The organism is Solemya pervernicosa gill symbiont (genome assembly GCF_002020875.1).
Lineage (GTDB): Bacteria > Pseudomonadota > Gammaproteobacteria.
This window is the reverse complement of record NZ_MPRL01000029.1, coordinates 27,501-46,069: the sequence shown is the minus strand read 5'-3', so window position 1 is coordinate 46,069 and position 18,569 is coordinate 27,501. Positions and strand designations below refer to the sequence as shown.

At 54.8% G+C, this 18,569-nt stretch carries 22 protein-coding genes (1 of these 22 only partly in view); 8 read left to right on the top strand and 14 right to left on the bottom strand.

The window, feature by feature from the left end:
• From BOW52_RS08475 to BOW52_RS08440, 8 genes are all read right to left on the bottom strand, one after another.
• Positions 1–932 (bottom strand): AAA family ATPase (locus BOW52_RS08475; RefSeq protein WP_135622186.1); only part of this gene is annotated, 932 nt, incomplete at its 3' end.
• Positions 933–1,031: 99 nt separating this feature from the next.
• Positions 1,032–1,652: a hypothetical protein gene (locus BOW52_RS08470; protein WP_078483651.1), complete on the bottom strand. Its 621-nt coding sequence runs from the start codon at positions 1,650–1,652 to the stop codon at positions 1,032–1,034.
• A 141-nt stretch (positions 1,653–1,793) separates the two neighbouring features.
• The gene (locus BOW52_RS08465; RefSeq protein WP_078483650.1) at positions 1,794–2,093 is read right to left on the bottom strand and encodes a helix-turn-helix domain-containing protein; all 300 of its coding nucleotides are present in this window, start codon (positions 2,091–2,093) and stop codon (positions 1,794–1,796) included.
• A gap of 5 nt (positions 2,094–2,098) precedes the next feature.
• Positions 2,099–2,440, bottom strand: coding sequence for a type II toxin-antitoxin system RelE/ParE family toxin (locus tag BOW52_RS08460; protein ID WP_078483649.1), 342 nt, complete (start codon positions 2,438–2,440; stop codon positions 2,099–2,101).
• A 286-nt stretch (positions 2,441–2,726) separates the two neighbouring features.
• Positions 2,727–4,010, bottom strand: coding sequence for a glutamate-1-semialdehyde 2,1-aminomutase (gene hemL, locus BOW52_RS08455; protein WP_078483648.1), 1,284 nt, complete (start codon positions 4,008–4,010; stop codon positions 2,727–2,729).
• 34 nt (positions 4,011–4,044) lie between these two features.
• A complete protein-coding gene (thiE, locus tag BOW52_RS08450; RefSeq protein WP_078483647.1) occupies positions 4,045–4,668 on the bottom strand; it encodes a thiamine phosphate synthase in 624 nt (207 codons plus the stop codon).
• Entirely contained in the window at positions 4,665–5,450 is a 786-nt protein-coding gene (gene thiD, locus BOW52_RS08445) for a bifunctional hydroxymethylpyrimidine kinase/phosphomethylpyrimidine kinase (protein ID WP_078483646.1), read from the bottom strand. Before thiD ends, thiE begins: the two co-directional genes overlap by 4 nt.
• 45 nt (positions 5,451–5,495) lie before the next feature.
• A complete protein-coding gene (locus BOW52_RS08440; RefSeq protein WP_078483645.1) occupies positions 5,496–6,068 on the bottom strand; it encodes a class II aldolase/adducin family protein in 573 nt (190 codons plus the stop codon).
• 240 nt (positions 6,069–6,308) lie between these two features.
• Between BOW52_RS08440 and BOW52_RS08435 the strand changes: the two genes are divergently transcribed.
• Together BOW52_RS08435 and BOW52_RS08430 are read left to right on the top strand one after the other, a co-directional pair.
• The gene (locus BOW52_RS08435; protein ID WP_078483644.1) at positions 6,309–6,704 is read left to right on the top strand and encodes a HesB/IscA family protein; all 396 of its coding nucleotides are present in this window, start codon (positions 6,309–6,311) and stop codon (positions 6,702–6,704) included.
• A 10-nt stretch (positions 6,705–6,714) separates the two neighbouring features.
• Positions 6,715–7,974, top strand: a complete 1,260-nt coding sequence (locus tag BOW52_RS08430) for an ATP-grasp domain-containing protein (RefSeq protein WP_135622184.1) — start codon at positions 6,715–6,717, stop codon at positions 7,972–7,974.
• Here BOW52_RS08430 and BOW52_RS08425 read toward each other — a convergent pair whose 3' ends face one another.
• The 4 genes from BOW52_RS08425 to BOW52_RS08410 are packed head-to-tail and all read right to left on the bottom strand — an operon-like array spanning position 7,975 to position 11,170.
• The gene (locus BOW52_RS08425; protein WP_078483642.1) at positions 7,975–8,256 is read right to left on the bottom strand and encodes an oxidative damage protection protein; all 282 of its coding nucleotides are present in this window, start codon (positions 8,254–8,256) and stop codon (positions 7,975–7,977) included. It abuts the gene before it with no gap.
• 14 nt (positions 8,257–8,270) lie between these two features.
• Entirely contained in the window at positions 8,271–8,702 is a 432-nt protein-coding gene (gene hemJ, locus BOW52_RS08420) for a protoporphyrinogen oxidase HemJ (protein ID WP_078483641.1), read from the bottom strand.
• Between the two features lie 15 nt (positions 8,703–8,717).
• Positions 8,718–9,371: a DUF4126 domain-containing protein gene (locus BOW52_RS08415; RefSeq protein ID WP_078483640.1), complete on the bottom strand. Its 654-nt coding sequence runs from the start codon at positions 9,369–9,371 to the stop codon at positions 8,718–8,720.
• A gap of 47 nt (positions 9,372–9,418) precedes the next feature.
• Positions 9,419–11,170 (bottom strand): chloride channel protein, encoded by a 1,752-nt coding sequence (locus BOW52_RS08410; protein ID WP_078483639.1) that lies wholly within the window; start codon positions 11,168–11,170, stop codon positions 9,419–9,421.
• Positions 11,171–11,482: 312 nt separating this feature from the next.
• On the opposite strand from BOW52_RS08410, the gene argC reads away from it, so the two are divergent.
• The 5 genes from argC (at position 11,483) to BOW52_RS08385 (ending at position 15,530) form a co-directional block, all read left to right on the top strand.
• The gene (gene argC / locus BOW52_RS08405) at positions 11,483–12,514 is read left to right on the top strand and encodes an N-acetyl-gamma-glutamyl-phosphate reductase (protein ID WP_078483638.1); all 1,032 of its coding nucleotides are present in this window, start codon (positions 11,483–11,485) and stop codon (positions 12,512–12,514) included.
• A 16-nt stretch (positions 12,515–12,530) separates the two neighbouring features.
• Positions 12,531–13,256 carry a DUF6776 family protein gene (locus BOW52_RS08400; RefSeq protein WP_135622182.1) on the top strand — a complete coding sequence of 242 codons (726 nt, stop codon included), beginning with the start codon at positions 12,531–12,533 and terminating at the stop codon, positions 13,254–13,256.
• A 127-nt stretch (positions 13,257–13,383) separates the two neighbouring features.
• Entirely contained in the window at positions 13,384–13,809 is a 426-nt protein-coding gene (locus BOW52_RS08395; protein ID WP_078483636.1) for a bactofilin family protein, read from the top strand.
• Between the two features lie 63 nt (positions 13,810–13,872).
• Positions 13,873–14,235, top strand: a complete 363-nt coding sequence (gene erpA, locus BOW52_RS08390; protein ID WP_078483635.1) for an iron-sulfur cluster insertion protein ErpA — start codon at positions 13,873–13,875, stop codon at positions 14,233–14,235.
• Between the two features lie 137 nt (positions 14,236–14,372).
• Entirely contained in the window at positions 14,373–15,530 is a 1,158-nt protein-coding gene (locus BOW52_RS08385; protein ID WP_078483634.1) for a citrate synthase, read from the top strand.
• 14 nt (positions 15,531–15,544) lie between these two features.
• Here BOW52_RS08385 and BOW52_RS08380 read toward each other — a convergent pair whose 3' ends face one another.
• Complete coding sequence (locus tag BOW52_RS08380; protein WP_078483633.1) at positions 15,545–16,660, bottom strand: anhydro-N-acetylmuramic acid kinase; 1,116 nt, start codon at positions 16,658–16,660, stop codon at positions 15,545–15,547.
• A 22-nt stretch (positions 16,661–16,682) separates the two neighbouring features.
• The gene (locus BOW52_RS08375) at positions 16,683–18,065 is read right to left on the bottom strand and encodes an OapA family protein (protein ID WP_078483632.1); all 1,383 of its coding nucleotides are present in this window, start codon (positions 18,063–18,065) and stop codon (positions 16,683–16,685) included.
• A 158-nt stretch (positions 18,066–18,223) separates the two neighbouring features.
• Here BOW52_RS08375 and tyrS point away from each other — a divergent pair, with 158 nt between their 5' ends.
• Positions 18,224–18,569: the start of a tyrosine--tRNA ligase gene (gene tyrS, locus BOW52_RS08370; RefSeq protein WP_078483653.1), read on the top strand. The gene runs 854 nt beyond the window's last position; the window shows 346 of its 1,200 coding nt (coding positions 1–346); its start codon is at positions 18,224–18,226; its stop codon lies off the right edge, out of view.

Below are 18,569 nucleotides of genomic sequence, written 5' to 3'. Positions count from 1 at the left end.
TCGGGGCGCCGCAGGCATAAACGGTCGCGTGAAGTTTTTGCTGTTTGCTTGGGCTTGGATGCCCAAAACAAACTTTCGCAAAAATAGCGACTCCCCGGCAGGTTGTTCCCGTGGGTTATGGCGTACCGGACCGAGAGCATTTCGAGCCAGGTTTGGTGAGAAAACTCAAGTCTGCCTGGTGTCCGTTCCTGGATGATTTCAAGGCTTTGTAGCTTATTGATGGAGCTTGGTAGCTTGAAGGCTGCTTTGGCAATCCCGGTAGATCGATGAGTTAGCATCTCATGCGCCATCGTCTGTATCGCGTCTAAGGCGTGTTGACCTAGTTCGGGTGAATGTACGATTAACTCATCGATTAGCAGCTCATAGAGGCCGTAGTGAGACATGGGTACTGAGGAAACGCCTGAATGAACCAGTTTCGCGTAATGTTTTAAGTACTGCGGGTTACAGAGTGCATGGCGGCGGTTTTCAGGCACTTTGTCGGGATCATTGCCGAGTCGTGACAGTAAGGGGGAGGCCTGTGTCTGGTAGTCAAGAGGGCTGATGGTGACGGTTGTTCCCCAGTCGCGGTCTCTGAGGTGAGGATCGTATTTGAGGTCGAACTCGCGACAAGCGGCAACAATGGCAACGTTATCGATTCGGCGAAGCTGGTCGATCAGGGATAGAAAGTATCTAAGTGGTCGATATTGACGGCTGGTAGAGAGTACGTCGAGCGAATCGATGATGATGACAACGGGGCGTAAGATGGCGAGTCGGGAGCACTGTCCTGCAATGTCCTTGGTCAATCCAGAATGGGCTATCTCCTCCTCTGATTGATAATCCTGGTATTCGTCAGCTTTGATGAACAGGAGTCCAAATTCAGTTTTCGATTCGAGATGGTCAGCCAAATCCAGAAGGACGCAGGTTTTTCCCGAGCCGGGTCCGCCAAGGATCATCAGGTTCTCTAACTTTTGTAGATGCTCTTCAATATGACCTAAATAGGATGTCGGGATAACGGTTTCAGCAATAGTTCTTTGCCAGGATCGACCAATGGCCTATGTACGGGCGAAGTTGTCCAAGATTTCCTGCTCGGTACGAATTGGGGTGATCACGAGCCCTGCTTCGGAAAACTTCTTGATGATGTCCTCACGTGTGATAAGTGTGATCGAATCAGGAAGTTTGGCTTGATGCCGGTTAAGCATCGATTCTAGCAGTGAAACTGCTATGTCTGGTTTTGCAGTGATGGTGTTTAGATCGTTTCGATTCCTAGAGTCGAGGCTGCTTTGATCTCCTGTAACCATAAATCTCAAATGGCGGGCTGTCTCGAAGGCGCTGGCTGCATCGATTCTTAACAATCCTGATAATTTAGTTAGAAGCTGCTGTTGTTTTGAGGGTGCTTGCTTTTTGAATGTGTGCAGGTCTGGGTGCCGTATGCATTCCTCTGACAGTATCTGAATGTCACCAAAACTGCTTCTGGATACAAATCGAACAAGCACGCCTGGGGAAAAGATCAGCTGTTCGTGTGCTTTGACTAGCTCATCTTTGAGGTCACTTATTGACCAGGATTTGTGGTGTGTCTGATTCTTCTTAGCCTGAATGTGTAATCTTGGCTGGTTGCGATAGATGATAACTACGTCGTCTACGGAGGCTTGTTCTTCAATGCCGGGTATTCCCATCGATTCGGCTTGTACCGAGTCTATGGTTTCTGGGCTACGTAGAAGTTCGATGAGCCAAGATACGGCGATAGAGGTTTGATATTGATAGCCTCGTTGGAGAGAGCGCCTGCTCGACTCATATTGGTCCTTTAAGTTCTATTGCTAAGCAACATTCATCGTGACGTGCTGGCCGGTGTGCTCGATCATGTCGACAAGGGCGTCGATGGTGAATTTTTCGATCTTCCCGTTTACGACATCCGATACGCGTGGGCGACTAACTTCCAGTTGTTCAGCGGCTTGTTGTTGAGTGAGTTGATGTTCATTGACCCATTGCGTGATCGTGACCATTAGCTGCGCCTTTAGTTGAAGCTTGTTCGCTTCCAATGGAGGAAAGCCGAGATCATCGAAGACGTTACCGTTGGCTGGTGTGGTGTGCTGGATGGTTGTGTCATGTGTAGCCATTGGTGTTACCTCATTTTTCGGTGTTTCAGAACGGCTTGATAACGGTCTGTGGCGATTTCGATATCTTGCTTGGGTGTGCGTTGACTCTTCTTCTGGAAGGCATGCAATACATATACGGCTTCATCAAATTTGGCGACGTAGATGGTTCGAAATATGCCACTGGAATCACGAATCCTAACCTCGTATGTGCCTGGTCCCACCTGGCTAAACGGCTTAAAGTCTGACGGTTTAAGTCCATGCTGAAGGCGGTGAAGCTGGTAACCTGCCGACCTTTTGACAGAGACTGGGAACTTAAGTAAGTCATCTCGACTTGATCCTATCCATGTGATGGGTTTCTCAGTATCCATACTGAATGTTCCTAGATTTATGCGGCGTATAAAATATTATACAAATAAACTTTAAATCTGTTGATGATAATAATCAACAGGGGAGTCGCTATTTTTGCGAGTCTTCGTCGTTCGCTCTCGCTCTCAACTACGAATAGGCAGACGGCGTCGACTATCGCGGACTAACCGCCTTCGCTTCGCTATCCATGGCGGTCAGCGGCAGCTTAAGGCGCTTGATAAGATGTGGTGTGGCTGGAAACAGAAACGCCACCCTAGGGTGGCGTTTCAGAGTGGATGGCACTTAAACTTACAGCGTCGCCAGCACTCGACCTGCCGCCTCTATGGTAGCATCGAGATCTTCGTCGGTGTGCATACTGGAGACGAAGCCTGCTTCGAAGGCGGAGGGTGCCAGATAGACTCCCTCGTTGAGCATGCCGTGGAAGAAGAGTTTGAAGCGGTCGGCGTTGCTCTTCTCTACCGCCTGGCTGTAGGAGGTGATCTTCTGCTCTTCGGTGAAGAAGAGGCCAAACATACCGCCGACATGGTTCTCGCTCATCGCTACTCCCTTCTCCTTTGCCTGCGCCATGATGCCAGCGACCAGCTTCTCGACCTTGGTGCTAATCCCCTCATAGAACCCTGGCTGTTCGATCAGCTTCATGGTGGCAAGTCCTGCGGCCATCGCCACCGGATTACCGGAGAGGGTGCCCGCCTGGTAGACAGGTCCGAGGGGGGAGATCTTCTCCATGATTTCGCGTTTACCGCCGAAGGCGCCGACTGGCATGCCTCCACCGACCACCTTACCGAGCGTGGTCATGTCGGGTTTGATGCCGTAGTGGCCCTGTGCGCCGCCGAGTGAGATGCGGAAGCCGGTCATCACCTCATCAAAAATCAGCACGGTGCCGAACTCGTCACATACCTCGCGCAGGGTCTCTAGGAAGCCGGGGGCGGGTGGGATGCAGTTCATGTTGCCGGCGACCGGTTCGACGATAATGCAGGCGATCTGGAAGCCGTGTTTTTTGAACGCCTCGCGGACCGCATCGGCATCGTTGTAGGCGAGGGTCATGGTGTGTTCGGCGAGTGATGCAGGCACGCCGGGAGAACTCGGCTCACCGAGGGTGAGCATGCCGGAGCCCGCCTTCACCAGCAGTGAGTCGGAGTGGCCGTGGTAGCACCCCTCGAACTTCACGATGGTGTCACGGCCGGTGTAGCCACGCGCCAGACGGATAGCGCTCATGGTCGCCTCGGTGCCGGAGCTGACCATGCGCACCATATCCATTGAGGGAACCAGGCTGACCAGCTTGTCGGCCATCTCGGTCTCGAGCATGGTGGGGGCGCCGAAGCTGAGGCCGTTGGCTGCTGTCTCCTGTACCGCCTTGATAACTTCGGGATGGGCGTGTCCGGCGATCATCGGGCCCCAGGAGGCGACGTAATCGATGTAGCGGTTGCCACTCTCGGAGTAGGTGTAGGCCCCTTCGCCGCGCTGGATAAACAGTGGCTCGCCACCCACCCCCTTGAAGGCGCGGACTGGTGAGTTCACGCCACCGGGGATATGTTTCTGGGCTGCTTCGAAGAGTTCGTGTGAGTGGGCCATGGTTATTCCTTATCGCTCTCTAAAGTGAATAGGTTCATTTAAATAGTGTTGCAAATCGTTGTGCGGCGGCGCTGATATCTGCTTCGCCAAAGACACCGTTGATCACCGCTACCATATCGGCACCCGCCGAAATGAGCTGCGCGCCATTTTCCGGGGTGATGCCGCCGATGGCAACAATCGGAACGGTTAACTGTTCACGGGCGGTGGTAAGTAGCGCGGGATCGGCAGGTGGCGCCTCGGGTTTTATCTTTGAAGAGAAGAAGCGGCCGAAGGCGACGTAGTTGGCGCCACCCCGCTCTGCAGCGATGGCGAGATCGACATTGTCGTGGCAGGTGATGCCGATGATCGCATCATCTCCGAGCAACGTGCGTGCGCTCTGTAGCTCACCATCCTGCTGCCCGAGGTGCACACCATCGGCACCGATGGCGGCTGCCAATTCGATGTTGTCGTTAATCAACAGTGGGGTGTTGAGTGCACGGCAGAGATTTAGCAGGTCCTGCGCCTCCCACTGGCGGCGCTGTGCATCGTCGCTCTTGTCGCGATACTGGATGATCTTTGCGCCACCCTGAATCGCTGCAGCGACTGCCGGAATCAGTTGATCGTCAGGGGTGAGGCTGCGATCGGTGATCGCATAGAGTCCGTGGAGTGCGGCGCTCACTGCGCGCCCTCTTCTGGATCGTTCCAGGCCCAGAAGAAGCGGTTGGGATGGTGCTGCCCCATGCCGCTGCGGTAGCCGTTTCGCAGACTCTCCCAGGCGTACTCCTGCGCCTCGTTAATGGCAGTGAAGGGCTCAAGCCCCTGTGCCATCAGGCCAGCGATGGCGGCGGCCAGCGTGCAGCCGGAACCGTGGTAGCTGTGTGGCAGGCGCTCCCAGCTGAAACGCTCCAGGCGGCGCATGTTGCCGTAGAGGGTGTTTTCGACCTGCTCACTTTCCTCGTGTGCGCCAGTAATCAGTACCAGTTCGCAGCCGGTTGCGAGGATCTCCTGAGCGCAGGCGTCGAGGGTGTCGGCGTTGGGGGCGAGACGCCGTGCTTCGATCGAGTTGGGGGTGAGAATGGTGGTTTGCGGTAGCAGTAGTTCAACCATCGCCTCGACCATCTCACCGCTGCTGAGCTCGGTGCCACCGCCTGCGGCGAGGATCGGATCGAGAATCACCGGTGTTTCGGGATAGTCGCGTAGCAGGGTATGGATCGCCTCGATATTGCCGATGCTGCCGGTCATGCCGATCTTTACCGCGGCGATCGGCATGTCCTCAAACACGGCACGGGCCTGTTCGATCAGAAGAGTGGTCGGTGTCGGGGCGATGCTGAGTACGTTGTGGGTGTCCTGTACCGTCAGTGCGGTGATGACCGGGGCGGTCTGACAGCCCATGCTGGCGATCGCCTCGATATCGGCGGCGATGCCGGCGCCGCCGGTCGGATCGTTACCCGAGATCGCCATCACAACGGGGACGGGGTGTTTCTCCTGAGTCACAAGCGGGCTCCGTTAACTGTTGTTGGTGGGCAGGGTGCCCGCCTGCTGTGCCAGCCATGCCGTCTTGGCCGAGAGCTCAAAGGAGCAGCTCCACTTGTAGGCGAGGTTGATCGTCTCGGCACAGGCGTAAACGCCGTGACCGCGTACTACCGCTATTTTGTGTTCGGCCAGCTGCTCGGCAACACGGCTGGGTGCTTCGTCGAGGTAGCGGGCGTAGTCGACTGTAACCACCGGGATGCGCTGGAAGTAGTAGGCACCCTCGAAATCGGGCGGAATGAAGTCATCGCCGTTCATGGTCATCGCCACGCTGTGGGCGCCGTGGCTGTGGAGGATGGCGGTGGCTGCTGGGTTGGACTGGTAGACGGCCAGGTGGAGTGCGGTATCGAGTGAGGCCCCCTCGGGTGGTGCGCTCTGCATTGGGCAGCGGATCAGATCGGAGGGGGTGAGGGTGTCAGCGCAGGCGCCGGTCGGGGTGATCCAGATATCCTCATCCACACGCACCGAGGCATTGCCGCTGTGGGAGTCGTTGATGCCGTATTGGCGCAGCCACTTGTAGTGGCGAACCAGATCTTCTCGTGGGTCCATGCCGCTCTCCTGATTTGTGCGCCATAGTATACGTGTAAAGCCCTGCAATGGGCGCTCTGAGGATAGTGAGAAGCGTGCTGAAATCGCCTATATCTAGGGTATGGGCGAACGGCGCCATAACACCGTAGTCTAAGTGGTTATCGGGCTGTGGTTGCAATGGTGTGAGTGTGACGGCACTATCGGCCCATATTGAAACAGCCAAGTCTGCCCTCCCTGTGGGTGGAGATAGAGGTAAGTACGATGAGTGAACAGAGCTATAGAAGTGAGATTACCAATTCCGATCTGAATGTAACCCCTGCAGCACGTGACAAGCTGATCGAACTGCTCGGTGATGTTGAGGATGATGAGGTGAAGGGTGTACGTATCTTCGTCTCCGGCGGTGGCTGTGGCGGTATGACCTACGGTATGACCTTCACCACCATGACCAGTGACTTCGACAGACTCTGGAGCGAGAACGATCTGAACGTCTATGTCGATAGCGTTGCACTTAACTATCTGAATGGTGCTGAGATCGACTTCGTCGAGCAGGGTATGGGTTCCAGCTTCGTCTTCAATAACGTCTTCGCCAGCGTTGGCGGCAGCGGCGGTTGCTCTGCCTGCGGCGCAACCGGAGGCGGTGGCGGCGGCTGCGCCTGAGTAGGCTTGCGTGACAGTGGCATCGCGCCAGCGCGCGCGTCTGCTGCTGGTCGCACCCCACAACAGCTATCGCATTGCACCCTATATCGAGGCGGCCAATCGTCTCGATATCGATTTTCTGGTTGCCTCCGAAGGCAAACACTCTCTGGTCGGCGCCGTGGCCGACGGTCTTCATATCGATCTGAGCGATCCACAACAGGCACTCGAGCGTCTGCTTGAGGCGGCTGCAGAGCATCCCTTTGCCGGTGTGGTTGGCAGTGATGATGCCACTATTGAGATGGCGAGCCGTCTCGCCGCCCAGCTCAATCTCCCTCACAATCCTCCCCAGGCAGCCGTTATCAGTCGGCGCAAGGATCTAGCACGTGCCACCCTTGCGGATGCTGGCGTTCCCGTACCGAAACACTGGCTGCTCGATCTGCGTGATCTCCACGAGAAACAACTCGCTTCTATCGAATTCCCCTCTGTGGTTAAACCGCTGGCGATGTCGGGCAGTCGTGGTGTGATTCGTGTCGATGATCAGGCGCAGCTCTCTGCCGCTGTCGAGCGAGTACGCCCCATGTTGCGTGATGGGCGCGGCGAGGATGAGCAGAACATGCTACTGGTGGAGGCGTATCTTCCGGGGCGTGAGGTGGCGCTGGAGGGGATGCTACATCGAGGTGAGCTGAGTGTGTTGGCGCTGTTCGATAAACCCGATCCACTCGAAGGGCCCTTCTTTGAAGAGAGCTACTACATCACCCCCTCACGATTTGATGAGGCGACGCAGCAGAGTGTGGCCGAGGTAGTGGTCGCAGCCTGTCACGCCTACGGATTGCAGGAGGGGCCGGTACACGCCGAATTGCGTATAAACGATGCAGGGCCGTGGGTGCTCGAGGTTGCCTCAAGAACCATCGGTGGGCAGTGCGGACGGCTACTGCGTTTTGGTACCGGACGTTCACTCGAGGAGCTGGTATTGAGTCAGGCGATGGGTGAACCGCTGACGCTACAGGCTGATCGTGGTGGTGCTGGGGTATTGATGATTCCGATTCCCGAAGCGGGGTTGCTGCGTCGAGTGGAGGGGTTGATGGCCGCCAACAAGGTGGAGTGGATTGAGGATATCGAGATCAGTGTGCGAGAAGGGTATGAGCTGGTGCCGCTACCGGAGGGTGAGAGCTATCTTGGTTTTATCTTTGCCCGAGCACCGAGCCCAGAGCAGGCCGAGGCGGCCCTGCGCGAGGCGCACGCACATCTGAAGATTGTGGTCGCCCCGCTGATGAAGATAGGTTTCGCCTGATTATTTCTTAGCGCTGGGTGGGCGGAACGCCTGACCGCCGGTGTAGTCGCCCTCATCGAAGAGGAAACCGATCATGTGCTGCTCAATTAGGCCGAGACTACGTGGGTCGGCGGTGCTCAGACCGTTTTCGTTGATCACCATGGTGAGGTGCTCAAGCCACTTTTTCCAACCCTCCTTGGAAACGTTCTCATAGATACGCACACCGAGATCGCCTGGATGTGGCGGCTCGTCGAGTGCTTCAGCATCCTGCTTCAGGACGACACAGGTTACGGTTCTGCTCATGCTAAGTACCTCAATTAGAAGGGTTTGATCTTGACCAGGATGACGATGGCTACCAGTAGCAAGACCGGGAATTCATTAAACCAGCGATAGAAGACGTGACTATGCCGGTTGCGATCTTCGCGGAAGTCTATCAGAAGCCTTCCACAGTAGAAATGATAGCCGATTAACACCACCACCAGTGCCAGTTTGGTGTGCAGCCAGCCCATGCTGGCGTAGGCGGTCCAGGCGTACTCGTAGAGCAGCCAGAGTCCGAGCGCGACGGTGACGATAGCCGATGGGGTCATGATGCCGCGATAGAGCTTACGCTCCATTATCTTGAAACGCTCGATGCCAATCTGATCATCGGCATCGGTCATGGCGTGATAGACAAACAGTCGCGGCAGATAGAAGAGGGCGGCGAACCAGGTGACCATGGCGATGATGTGAAAGGTGATTACCCACTGCATGCGGTCTGTTGCTCCTTATGACTGTCCGTTACTGTTGTCGGGTGGCTGCATCTCCAGGGCCTGCTGCTTGGGGTCGCACCAGCCGAACAGACTGCCGATATAACAGGCGACGCGTCGGATGCCGCGCCACAGCTTTGGCAGCAGCCAGATCAGCAGTAATACAAATACCACCAGACCACCGACAAAGAGCCAGGGATTGTTGAGTGCGATCCAGAGGCCACCAACGGCCGCTACATCCTCGGTGACCGAGGCGGTCCAGTTGGTAAATGGCTCGGGTGATGTGTTGATCAATACGCGGCTGCCCGCCTTGGTGGCGTGGGTGCTGGCGGCGAGTGAGCCACCCGCCAGGATGCCAGCCAGCTCGGCAGCAGGGCCGATCTCGGCCACTGCACCGGAGGCGAGCATCGCGCCAGCGGGAATGCGTATAAATGTATGGATTGAATCCCAGACGGTATCGACGCCCGGTATCTTGTCGGCGAAGAACTCAACGGCATACATCAAACCGGCGGCGCCGATGACCAATGGGTTGGTGACCACTGCCAGCTCGGGCGGCAGATCGACACTACCGGTGGTGCCCATGATGCCGAGCATTAATATAGTGGCGTAGAGGTTGATGCCACTCGCCCAGGCGGCGCCCATGCCGAGGGTTAACGTTTCTATAACACCCATAACTATTCCTCTCCTGTGTAGCTCTCCATTATCGCGCTACTTCGCTCTTAACGATAGCTCGCCTCGACCCGCTCGCGGGTGAGTAGGCCGTGAATGCGCTGCTCGCCTGCTGCATTGAGGGTGTAGACATACAGCGCCTCAACTCCGTGTTGTCCAATCGCCTCGTAGGCCTCCTGCAGTGTTTCACGCAGATGAATGGCGGCGACCTGGAGACGACGGCCGGGAATCTTGATCAGATCGAAGCTTTGCTCGTCGCCCTGTTCCAGGCTGTGTTTGAGATCAGCGGCGGTGAGTGCTGAGACGTAGTGCCCGTCGTCTTCAATCAGGATCCAGTGTGGCGTCTCGGCCAGTAGTATCTCGGCGCTCTCACGGCTTATCTCCCGAGGGTGTGCCGCGATGCCTCGCTCCATCGCGCTGGCGACGCCGACCCGGCGCAGTGACTGAGCGATCGGATCGTTACGGTAATCGAGCCCACGAGCCTTGAGCAGCATCAAAAAGACGGAACCCTTGTTAAAGAGTTCACTGCTGGTCATGCCGGCCGCAATGATTGCCAGCATGCCGGGCAGAATGATGTTGTAGTTGTAGGTGAGCTCCAGTATGGCGACCAGTGCGGCCAGAGGTGCCTGTAGTGTGGCACCCATCATCGCGCCCATTCCGATAATGGCGTAGAAACCCTCCGATGAAATGAAGTGGCTCTCGGGGATGAGTATCATGCCGATGTGTCCCATCGCACTACCTGCCGTGGCACCAATAAAAAGGGTCGGTCCGATCAATCCACCGGGTAGGCCAAGCCCGAGCCCGGCGGTGGTAGCGACCAGTTTGAACAGGGTGATGATCAGCAGGATCGAGATGGAGATGGAGCCCATCATTGCTGCATCGACGGTGTCGTAGCCGATGCCCATGATCTCCGGGGCGGGGATCGCCAGCACACCGACAATCAGGCCGGCAAACATGATGCGTTTCCAGAGCGGTGTCTGCTCAAAGTTGTCGGTAAAGATCTGCAGTAGATGGACAAACAACGCAGCGAGCGTACCGATAACGATGCCGGTGAGTAGGATATAGGGGAGTTCGAGCAGTGAGCCGAACTCGAGTGGCGGAATGATAAAGGCTGGAGCGGAGCCGTAGACCACGCGTGTCAGGGTGGTGGCGCTTACAGCTGCAAGGATCACGGGCGTAAAGCCGGCGATGGTGTACTCCATCATCACTACCTCCATGGCGAAGATAACGCCAGCAAGCGGGGTGTTGAAAGAGGCGGCAATGGCCGCTGCGGTACCGCAGCCGACCAGGGTACGGATGGTGTTGTTGTGTAATCCTAATCCCTGTCCCAACACACTACCGCTAGCCGCTCCGAGATGGACGGCAGGACCTTCGCGTCCCACAGAGTGGCCACTGATGATGCAGATCGCCGCGCTTACGAACTGTGCAACAGCATTTTTCCACGGTAGGCGGCCCTGGTGGTAGGAGAGACGCTCCATGACATGTACGACACCAACCTGACGATCTTCATTCTTGAGCGAGTGGAGTAGCAGGGCAACGATCGCGGCCCCGAAAAGGGGAATCGAGAAACGCATGACCAGGTCGAGAGCTTCGTAATTTTCGGTACTACCCTGTGGAAGGAATGATGCCTGAGTTGTTTCGATCAGAAAGCGGAACAGTATGATCACCCCGCCTGCGCAGAGCCCACTTAATACGCCAAGGATGGCGAATTGGATCAATGCATCTGAGCTTGAGAGGCGGAGGCGCTGATGATCGATAAAGCGTCGATAACGACTGTGATTGGTGGGCGAGTTTTGATTCATCGCGATCAATTATACAGAGGGGGTATCGTTAGTGGAGTCCAACAAAAACAGTAGGAAATTAGGGTAAATACCAATATTATTAATTACTTATATATGGGTCGGGGGTTGACATGTCATATCAAGACAAGTAAATTTCACTTCAAGTTTTGTTGCACAGGCTTAGTAAGGCCGAATAACAAAGCATAAAAATTATAACAATAAGAGCTCACCACCAATGCATTCAGCGGCGAAAGCCGCTTTTTCTTTGCCTGAAATCCGGCCAACCCCTATTATCCCCCTTCCTATATAAATGAATGAATCTGGAAGAGATCGATGATCAAGGCTGCAATTGTTGGTGGTACCGGCTATACCGGTGTTGAGTTACTGCGTCTTCTCGCAAATCACCCTGATGTTGAACTGAAGGTTATCACCTCTCGCTCTGAGGCGGGAACGGCGGTGGCTGATATGTTCCCCAATCTACGAGGCCAGGTCGATCTCAAGTTTAGTGAACCCGATCCAGCCAAGTTGGCTGAATGTGACGTCGCCTTTTACGCTACCCCTCACGGAGTAGCGATGGAGGGTGCGCGTGCACTGCTCGAAGCCGGTGTGCGGGTTGTAGATCTGGGTGCCGACTTCCGTATTCAGGATATCCCAGTTTGGGAGCAGTGGTATGGCATGTCACATACAACGCCTGATTTGGTGAAAGAAGCGGTATACGGTTTGCCAGAGGTGAATCGTGACGCGATCAAGGATGCGCGTCTGATCGCCTGCCCAGGTTGTTATCCCACTGCGACCCAGCTCGGCTATCTGCCGCTAATTGAGAATGGGCTGATCGATTCGCGTCGTCTGATTGTTGATGCCAAATCGGGTGTCAGTGGTGCAGGTCGAAAGGCCAGTGTCGGTACGTTGATGTGTGAGGCAAGCGAAAGCATGAAGGCCTATGCCGTGCCCGGACATCGTCATCAACCTGAGATCAGTGAGCGGCTCTCACTGGTAGCAGGGCATAAGGTCGGTCTCACCTTTGTGCCTCATCTGACACCGATGATTCGCGGTATCCACGCCACCCTCTACTCGACCATAACGGGTGATGTGGGTGACCTGCAGACGCTCTACGAAGAACGTTATGCCGATGAACCTTTTGTCGATGTGATGCAGCCCGGTAGCCACCCTGAGACCCGGTCGGTTAAAGGCGGCAACGTCTGTCGTATTGCAATACATCGTCCGCAGGGTGGCGACACCCTGGTGGTGTTGTCGGTGATCGATAACCTGGTTAAGGGTGCATCGGGGCAGGCGATTCAAAATATGAACCTGATGTTTGGGCTCAATGAGCGCGCCGGACTCAATATCGTGCCATTGATGCCCTGAGTGGTTTGGGATTGAGATGAAGGCATATCGAGCCGGTGGGGTAGTCATCAAACAGAGCGCATCGTGGCGCTTGCCAGTGATGGTTGTGATTCTGCTACTACTGGTTGCTACTGGGGTGGGGCTCTACGAGCTCGGAAAGCTGCGCGGAGACCACGATGCGGCGGTTAGTGGCGATGAGCTGCTGCGTTCACAACAACAGCTTGAACGGCTTGGTGAAGAGCGGGGTGCATTAAGCGCGAAGATTGCACTGTTGGAACGCTCTACCCAGGTCGATGGAGAGGCCTATGCCAAGGTGCGCGATGAGTTGGCCATGTTGCAGGCGGAGAATCTCGAGTTGCGCGAAGAGCTCGCTTTCTACCGTAGTATCGTCGCGCCGAAGGAGAGTGGTACTGCGCTTCGAGTGCAGCAGTTTGAACTCAAACGTGCCGGAGAGGGGGATGTTTACCACTACCGCTTGATTGCGACCCAGGTGCTGAAAAAGAGTGCGCTGGTTCGAGGGCGAGTTGAAATGCGTCTTAAAGGTGTGGTCGGTGCCGAAACCAAACTGCTGAAGTTGGAGGAGGTTGCGTTGCAGTCGTCGGGTAAACACAACTTCAAGTTCCGCTATTTCGAGAAGTTTGAGGGTGACTTCAAGCTACCGGAAGGTTTTGTACCGCAGAGTGTCGAGATTGAACTGATTCCGACCACCAAGGGGCGTGATAAGGCGAGTAGTAGCTACGATTGGGATGCACTAGTGGGCTGAGTGCCTCGATCGTGGCGAGAATTGTTCGATGTAGAGCCTTGGTGTAGGGTCTGCAGATGCGATGCGCGGCTGATTGGATGTAGCGACGCAAATTCACACGATAACGTTTCGAATAGACGAGGTTGTTATGTTGGGTAAAAGTAAAAAGAAGAAAAAGACGGCCAAGATCAACTCACTGATCGGGACTAATACCGAGGTGAACGGGGACGTCATCTTCAACGGCGGCCTACATGTGGATGGTAAGGTTAAAGGTAATGTGATCTCTCACGATGACGCGTCAGTTTTGACATTGAGTGACCAGGGCATGATTGAGGGTGAGGTAAAGGTGCCAAACGTTGTGCTAAACGGACGTGTGGTTGGCAATGTCTATGCGTTTGATCATATTGAGCTGGCCTCTAAGGCGAGCGTGACAGGCAACGTCTATTACGATCTGCTTGAGATGGCGATGGGTGCTGAGGTCAACGGTAGTCTGGTGCATCAGAAGGAGCCGATGGGTATTGGCGAACGGCCATCGGTAAAAGAGATTAGTGACGAGCTGGTCAGCGATACTTGATAGAATAGCTTGGTTATTGCATGATTCCGGTAACGATTTGGTTGGAAATTTAGGAGAGGTCGTATGAGTTCCACGACTCTAGAGGTTCAAAAGGTAACGCCACTGGTCTTTAGTGACAGTGCCGCTAATAAGGTTAAGGCGCTGATCGAGGCGGAAGATAACCCGAATCTGATGCTGCGTGTCTATGTGTCGGGTGGCGGTTGTTCTGGTTTCCAGTACGGCTTTACCTTCGATGAAGCGGTGAATGAGGGTGATACCGAGGTTGAGAATGGTGGTGTAAAGCTACTGGTTGACCCGATGAGCTTTCAATACCTGGTTGGTGCTGAGATCGATTACACTGAAGATCTTCAGGGCGAGCGCTTTGTGATCAAGAACCCTAACGCCACCACTACCTGTGGTTGCGGGTCTTCATTCTCGACCACCTAATCAGATCTAATAGCTAATGAGGGGGGGGCGCTTGGCGCCCCCTTTTTGATTGTGGTTGAGTGCGGATTTCTTGAGCTAAGCTGTAGTGTATAGAGGGCGGCTAGGCCGTCAGACAGTAAGAATTTGGAGATGTAGTCATGAGCGAATATCTACCCGGCTTGGCAGGGGTACCGGCGACCAAGTCAAATATCTCGGATATCGATGGTGAGAAGGGCATTCTTACCTATCGCGGTTACTCGATCGAAGAGCTGGCCAAAAACAGTACCTTTGAAGAGACGGCACTGCTGTTGCTGGACGGTGAACTGCCGACTGCGGCTGCCTTGAGTGATTTTGATGAGCAACTGCGTGAGAATCGCCGGGTGAAGTTCCATATCCGCGGTATGATGAAGAATCTGCCTGACAGTGGACACCCGATGGAGATGTTGCAGACCGCTATCTCCTCAATCGGTATGTACCACCCTGGAAACGAGTGTCTGACCGGTAGTGACACCTGTACCGATCTCAACTATGTGCACAATATGACCGTCACGATCCTTGCTCATATGGGTACGCTGGTAGCGATGTGGGAGCACATCCGTAACGGTTATGACCCGCTTCCACCGCGCACCGACCTCAGTTACGCCGAGAATATGCTCTTTATGTTTACCGGCAAGGAACCCGACCCGCTGCTGGCTGAAATTCTTGATGTCTGCCTGATTCTGCATGCCGAGCACACCACAAACGCCTCGACCTTCTCGGTGCTGGTGAACGCCTCAACGCTGGCTAGTCCCTATAGCGTGATAGCGGCTGCAATCGGTGCTCTCTCAGGACCTCTGCACGGCGGTGCCAACCAGCGGGTGTTAGAGATGCTCGAGAAGATCGGTTCCCCGGATAAAGCCGAGACGTATGTCGATAAGCGCCTTGCCAATAAAGAGGTGATCTGGGGTATGGGTCACCGTGAGTACAAGACCAAGGATCCGCGTGCCAAGATCCTGCAGAAGTTGGTGACGCGCCTGATTGCGGCACGTGGCGGTGATGCCAATCCGATGCTGGAGATTGCCACTCGGGTTGAGCAGGTGGTCGAGGATCGACTGGCTGAGAAGGGGGTCTATCCCAATGTCGACTTCTACTCAGGCATTCTCTATCAGGAGATGGGCATTCCAGCCGATCAGTTCACTGCGATTTTTGCCGTCTCACGTGCGGCTGGCTGGCTTGCTCACTGGCGTGAGCAGTTGGGAGATAACCGAATCTTCAGGCCGACTCAGGTCTATACTGGTGAGAGTCTGCGCGGCTACACCAAGATCGACGAACGTTAAAACCTCCAGTACGGTCAACCGCCTGGGTGGATCGCACCGAGGACTGCGGGGTGGTTCGCACCTGTGACGGACGGCAGGTTCCCTGGTTTGTTGTCTAGTGTTTGTGCTGCAAGCCAGGCAAAGGCCATCGCCTCTACCCAATCTGGATCGACACCGTGCTCGGCGGTCGTTGTTACTTGGTAGCCGGGTAAGTTGTTGTTAATCGCATCAAGAAGTGCCGAGTTATGGACACCACCTCCGCAGATAATGAGTTCTGAGCCTATCGCAGAACAGCTACGCGCGGCATCGCAGAGGGTCGCTGCAGTGAGCTCGCAAAGGGTGCGCTGAACATTTGCGATGGGTATCTCTCGTTGCTCATTGGCCAGGATGGCGTCGAGCCAGTCGATGTTAAACAACTCTCTGCCTGTGCTCTTCGGTGGTGCAAGGTCAAAGTATGGTTCGCTGCTTAGAGCGGCTAACAGTTGCTGGTCGACCTGACCGCTCCTGGCCCAATTACCATCAAAGTCGAGTGGGCTGTCGAGGTGTCTCGCTGCCCAGCTATCCATCAGTACGTTTCCAGGTCCCGTGTCGAAGCCGAGTATCTCGTCATCGGATGATGTGGTGAGCCTGGTGATGTTAGCAATGCCGCCAATATTTGCGATGACGCGCTCTCTATTGCTGCTGCGTAGCAGTGCAGCATGAAAGGCGGGTACCAGTGGTGCGCCCTCACCGCCAGCTGCAATATCACGACTGCGAAAGTCAGCGACGGTGGTAATACCGGTTCGCTCAGCTATCAGGCTCGCATTGCCAATCTGCATCGAAAACGGGTGTTTGCCGGAGGGTGAATGAAAGATGGTCTGCCCATGTGACCCGATTGCTCGGACTGCATCGAACGTATATTCACTCTTCTGGAGGAGCTGCTCGACAGCCTCGGCAAAGAGTTCACCGCAGGCTGTATCGGCCTCACCAAGATGCTGCAAAGAGGTGTTTGGATCTTTGCATAGTGTTAACAGATCATGGCGTAGGCTGATTGGCCAGTCGTGGTTGTGGGTTGCGATGAGCTTGCATTGGGTGTCATCAAGCTCAATAAGTGCGGCATCGATGGCGTCCAGGCTGGTGCCGGACATCAAACCAATATAGAGCGATGGCATAAAAATATTATGTAAGTTCTGGCTAGTTGATATTTAACGCGACACGGGTGCGCTTAAGGCTGTCGAGTTGAGAGACCAGCGGTTCAGCCTGTTTTAAGAAGGCCTGCATCTGTTTGCGTTCTATAGGTCGCGCTTCCGGTAGTTTTACAGTTAACGGGTTTCTGTGAACCCCATTTAGCCTGAACTCATAATGGAGGTGAGGGCCGGTTGCGAGACCGCTTTTTCCGACATAACCGATGGTATCGCCCTGTTTTACCCGGCTACCCGATTTTTTACCTTTTCGAAATTTCGAGAGGTGGGCATAGAGGGTGCTGTATTTGGTGCCGTGCTGAATGACCACGGTTCGTCCATAACCGCCTTTTATGCCGCGGAAGGAGATTTTTCCATCGCCTGCTGCCTTAATAGGCGTGCCTGTGGATGCGGCATAGTCGACGCCACGGTGTGGGCGCTTCTTGCCCAGTACGGGGTGGTAGCGTTCGCGGGTGAATTTGGAGCTGATGCGCCTGAAATCTACCGGAGAGCGGAGGAACGCCTTACGCATGCTCTTGCCGTCCGGGGTGTAGTAGTGGCCATCGCTGAAACGTATGGCACGATAGCTCTTATTTCGGTTGATGAACTCTGCCGCGAGAATGTTGCCGTTGGTGATTTTATCTCCGTCGCGGTAGAGCTCTTCAAAGATGACAAGGAATGAGTCGCCCTCGCGAATGTCGAGGGCAAAGTCGATATCCCAGCCGAAGATACCTGCGAGCTCCATTATAAGGTTGTCACTCAGGCCGGCATCCTTGGCTGAGAGGTAGAGTGAGTTTTCGATAGTGGCACTGGCAGAGCTGTGAAGTCGCTCCAGTGGCATATCTATATGCTCGGCCTGAAACTGCTTTTTATCGTTGCGGGAAATCAGGAGTCGTTTGGTATCGCTATATTCGTAACTGAGTTGATTGAGGTCATTCTCTTCGGTCAGATCGAACTCAATCATATCCCCCGGATAGAGATTGGTTAGCTGCTTAACCTCTTTGTTAAGCTCTAGCATCTTGTACATAGTACGCAGGCTTACGCCGGCACGCTTGAAGATGGCGGCAAGGTTGTCACCCGATTTGACGGTGATCGTCTTCCAGTCGGTTTCAGGGGAGATGGGAGGTTGTTTATCGAGAGCGGGTGCTGTTTTGTTCTTGGTCGGAAGCGAGAGTTCTAGCTCAACTGGCTGTTCTACGGCCGCAAGTGGAAGTGGAAGTGGGAGTGTCTCCGTTTGTGCCTCATCAGTAGTGGCTGTTGTGCTCTTCTCAGGTAGGTAGTTGAGGAGGAAGAGGGTGATGGCAACGCTGAGAGAGAGCGCTATCCAGCGGCTGGCACGAAATCCTCCGCCTCTTCTTCGGCGGGTAGGCTCCAGCTTGAAATCTCTCTCGAACACGCTTTCTCACTCCCGATATTCGGCCTAACAGCCACTTTCCCGCTACAATATCCCCCCCATCTAAATGGGTCAAACCTATTTAGATGGAAAATACTTTCCTCTCTGCATCATTTATTGCCGGTTGGAAAGGTTATTTCGTAGATATTGAGGAGAGATTGATGGGGTCGGTTGCAGATGCGCTAGAGCAGATAAAGCGGGGTACTAACGAGATCCTACCGGAGGAGATGCTTGAAGCGCTGTTGAAAGTGGGGCGACCTCTTAGGGTGAAGGCGGGGTTTGATCCAACCGCACCCGATCTACATCTCGGACATACCGTGCTCATTAATAAGTTGAGGCAATTCCAGGATCTGGGGCATGAGGTGATGTTCCTGATTGGTGATTTCACCGGCATGATCGGTGACCCAACCGGTAAGAATGTCACCAGAAAGCCGCTGAGTCGGGATGATGTGATTGAAAATGCCAGGACCTACGAACAGCAGATATTTAAGATCCTCGATCCAGAGA

Bases quoted from the DNA above. Each gene is read 5' to 3' on its own strand.
- BOW52_RS08470 (WP_078483651.1), bottom strand. From the start codon at position 1,652: ATGGGAATACCCGGCATTGAAGAACAAGCCTCCGTAGACGACGTAGTT.
- BOW52_RS08465 (WP_078483650.1), bottom strand. From the start codon at position 2,093: ATGGCTACACATGACACAACCATCCAGCACACCACACCAGCCAACGGT.
- BOW52_RS08460 (WP_078483649.1), bottom strand. From the start codon at position 2,440: ATGGATACTGAGAAACCCATCACATGGATAGGATCAAGTCGAGATGAC.
- hemL (WP_078483648.1), bottom strand. From the start codon at position 4,010: ATGGCCCACTCACACGAACTCTTCGAAGCAGCCCAGAAACATATCCCC.
- thiD (WP_078483646.1), bottom strand. From the start codon at position 5,450: ATGGCGATCTCGGGTAACGATCCGACCGGCGGCGCCGGCATCGCCGCC.
- BOW52_RS08440 (WP_078483645.1), bottom strand. From the start codon at position 6,068: ATGGACCCACGAGAAGATCTGGTTCGCCACTACAAGTGGCTGCGCCAA.
- BOW52_RS08435 (WP_078483644.1), top strand. From the start codon at position 6,309: ATGAGTGAACAGAGCTATAGAAGTGAGATTACCAATTCCGATCTGAAT.
- BOW52_RS08425 (WP_078483642.1), bottom strand. From the start codon at position 8,256: ATGAGCAGAACCGTAACCTGTGTCGTCCTGAAGCAGGATGCTGAAGCA.
- hemJ (WP_078483641.1), bottom strand. From the start codon at position 8,702: ATGCAGTGGGTAATCACCTTTCACATCATCGCCATGGTCACCTGGTTC.
- BOW52_RS08415 (WP_078483640.1), bottom strand. From the start codon at position 9,371: ATGGGTGTTATAGAAACGTTAACCCTCGGCATGGGCGCCGCCTGGGCG.
- BOW52_RS08410 (WP_078483639.1), bottom strand. From the start codon at position 11,170: ATGAATCAAAACTCGCCCACCAATCACAGTCGTTATCGACGCTTTATC.
- argC (WP_078483638.1), top strand. From the start codon at position 11,483: ATGATCAAGGCTGCAATTGTTGGTGGTACCGGCTATACCGGTGTTGAG.
- BOW52_RS08400 (WP_135622182.1), top strand. From the start codon at position 12,531: ATGAAGGCATATCGAGCCGGTGGGGTAGTCATCAAACAGAGCGCATCG.
- BOW52_RS08395 (WP_078483636.1), top strand. From the start codon at position 13,384: ATGTTGGGTAAAAGTAAAAAGAAGAAAAAGACGGCCAAGATCAACTCA.
- erpA (WP_078483635.1), top strand. From the start codon at position 13,873: ATGAGTTCCACGACTCTAGAGGTTCAAAAGGTAACGCCACTGGTCTTT.
- BOW52_RS08385 (WP_078483634.1), top strand. From the start codon at position 14,373: ATGAGCGAATATCTACCCGGCTTGGCAGGGGTACCGGCGACCAAGTCA.
- BOW52_RS08380 (WP_078483633.1), bottom strand. From the start codon at position 16,660: ATGCCATCGCTCTATATTGGTTTGATGTCCGGCACCAGCCTGGACGCC.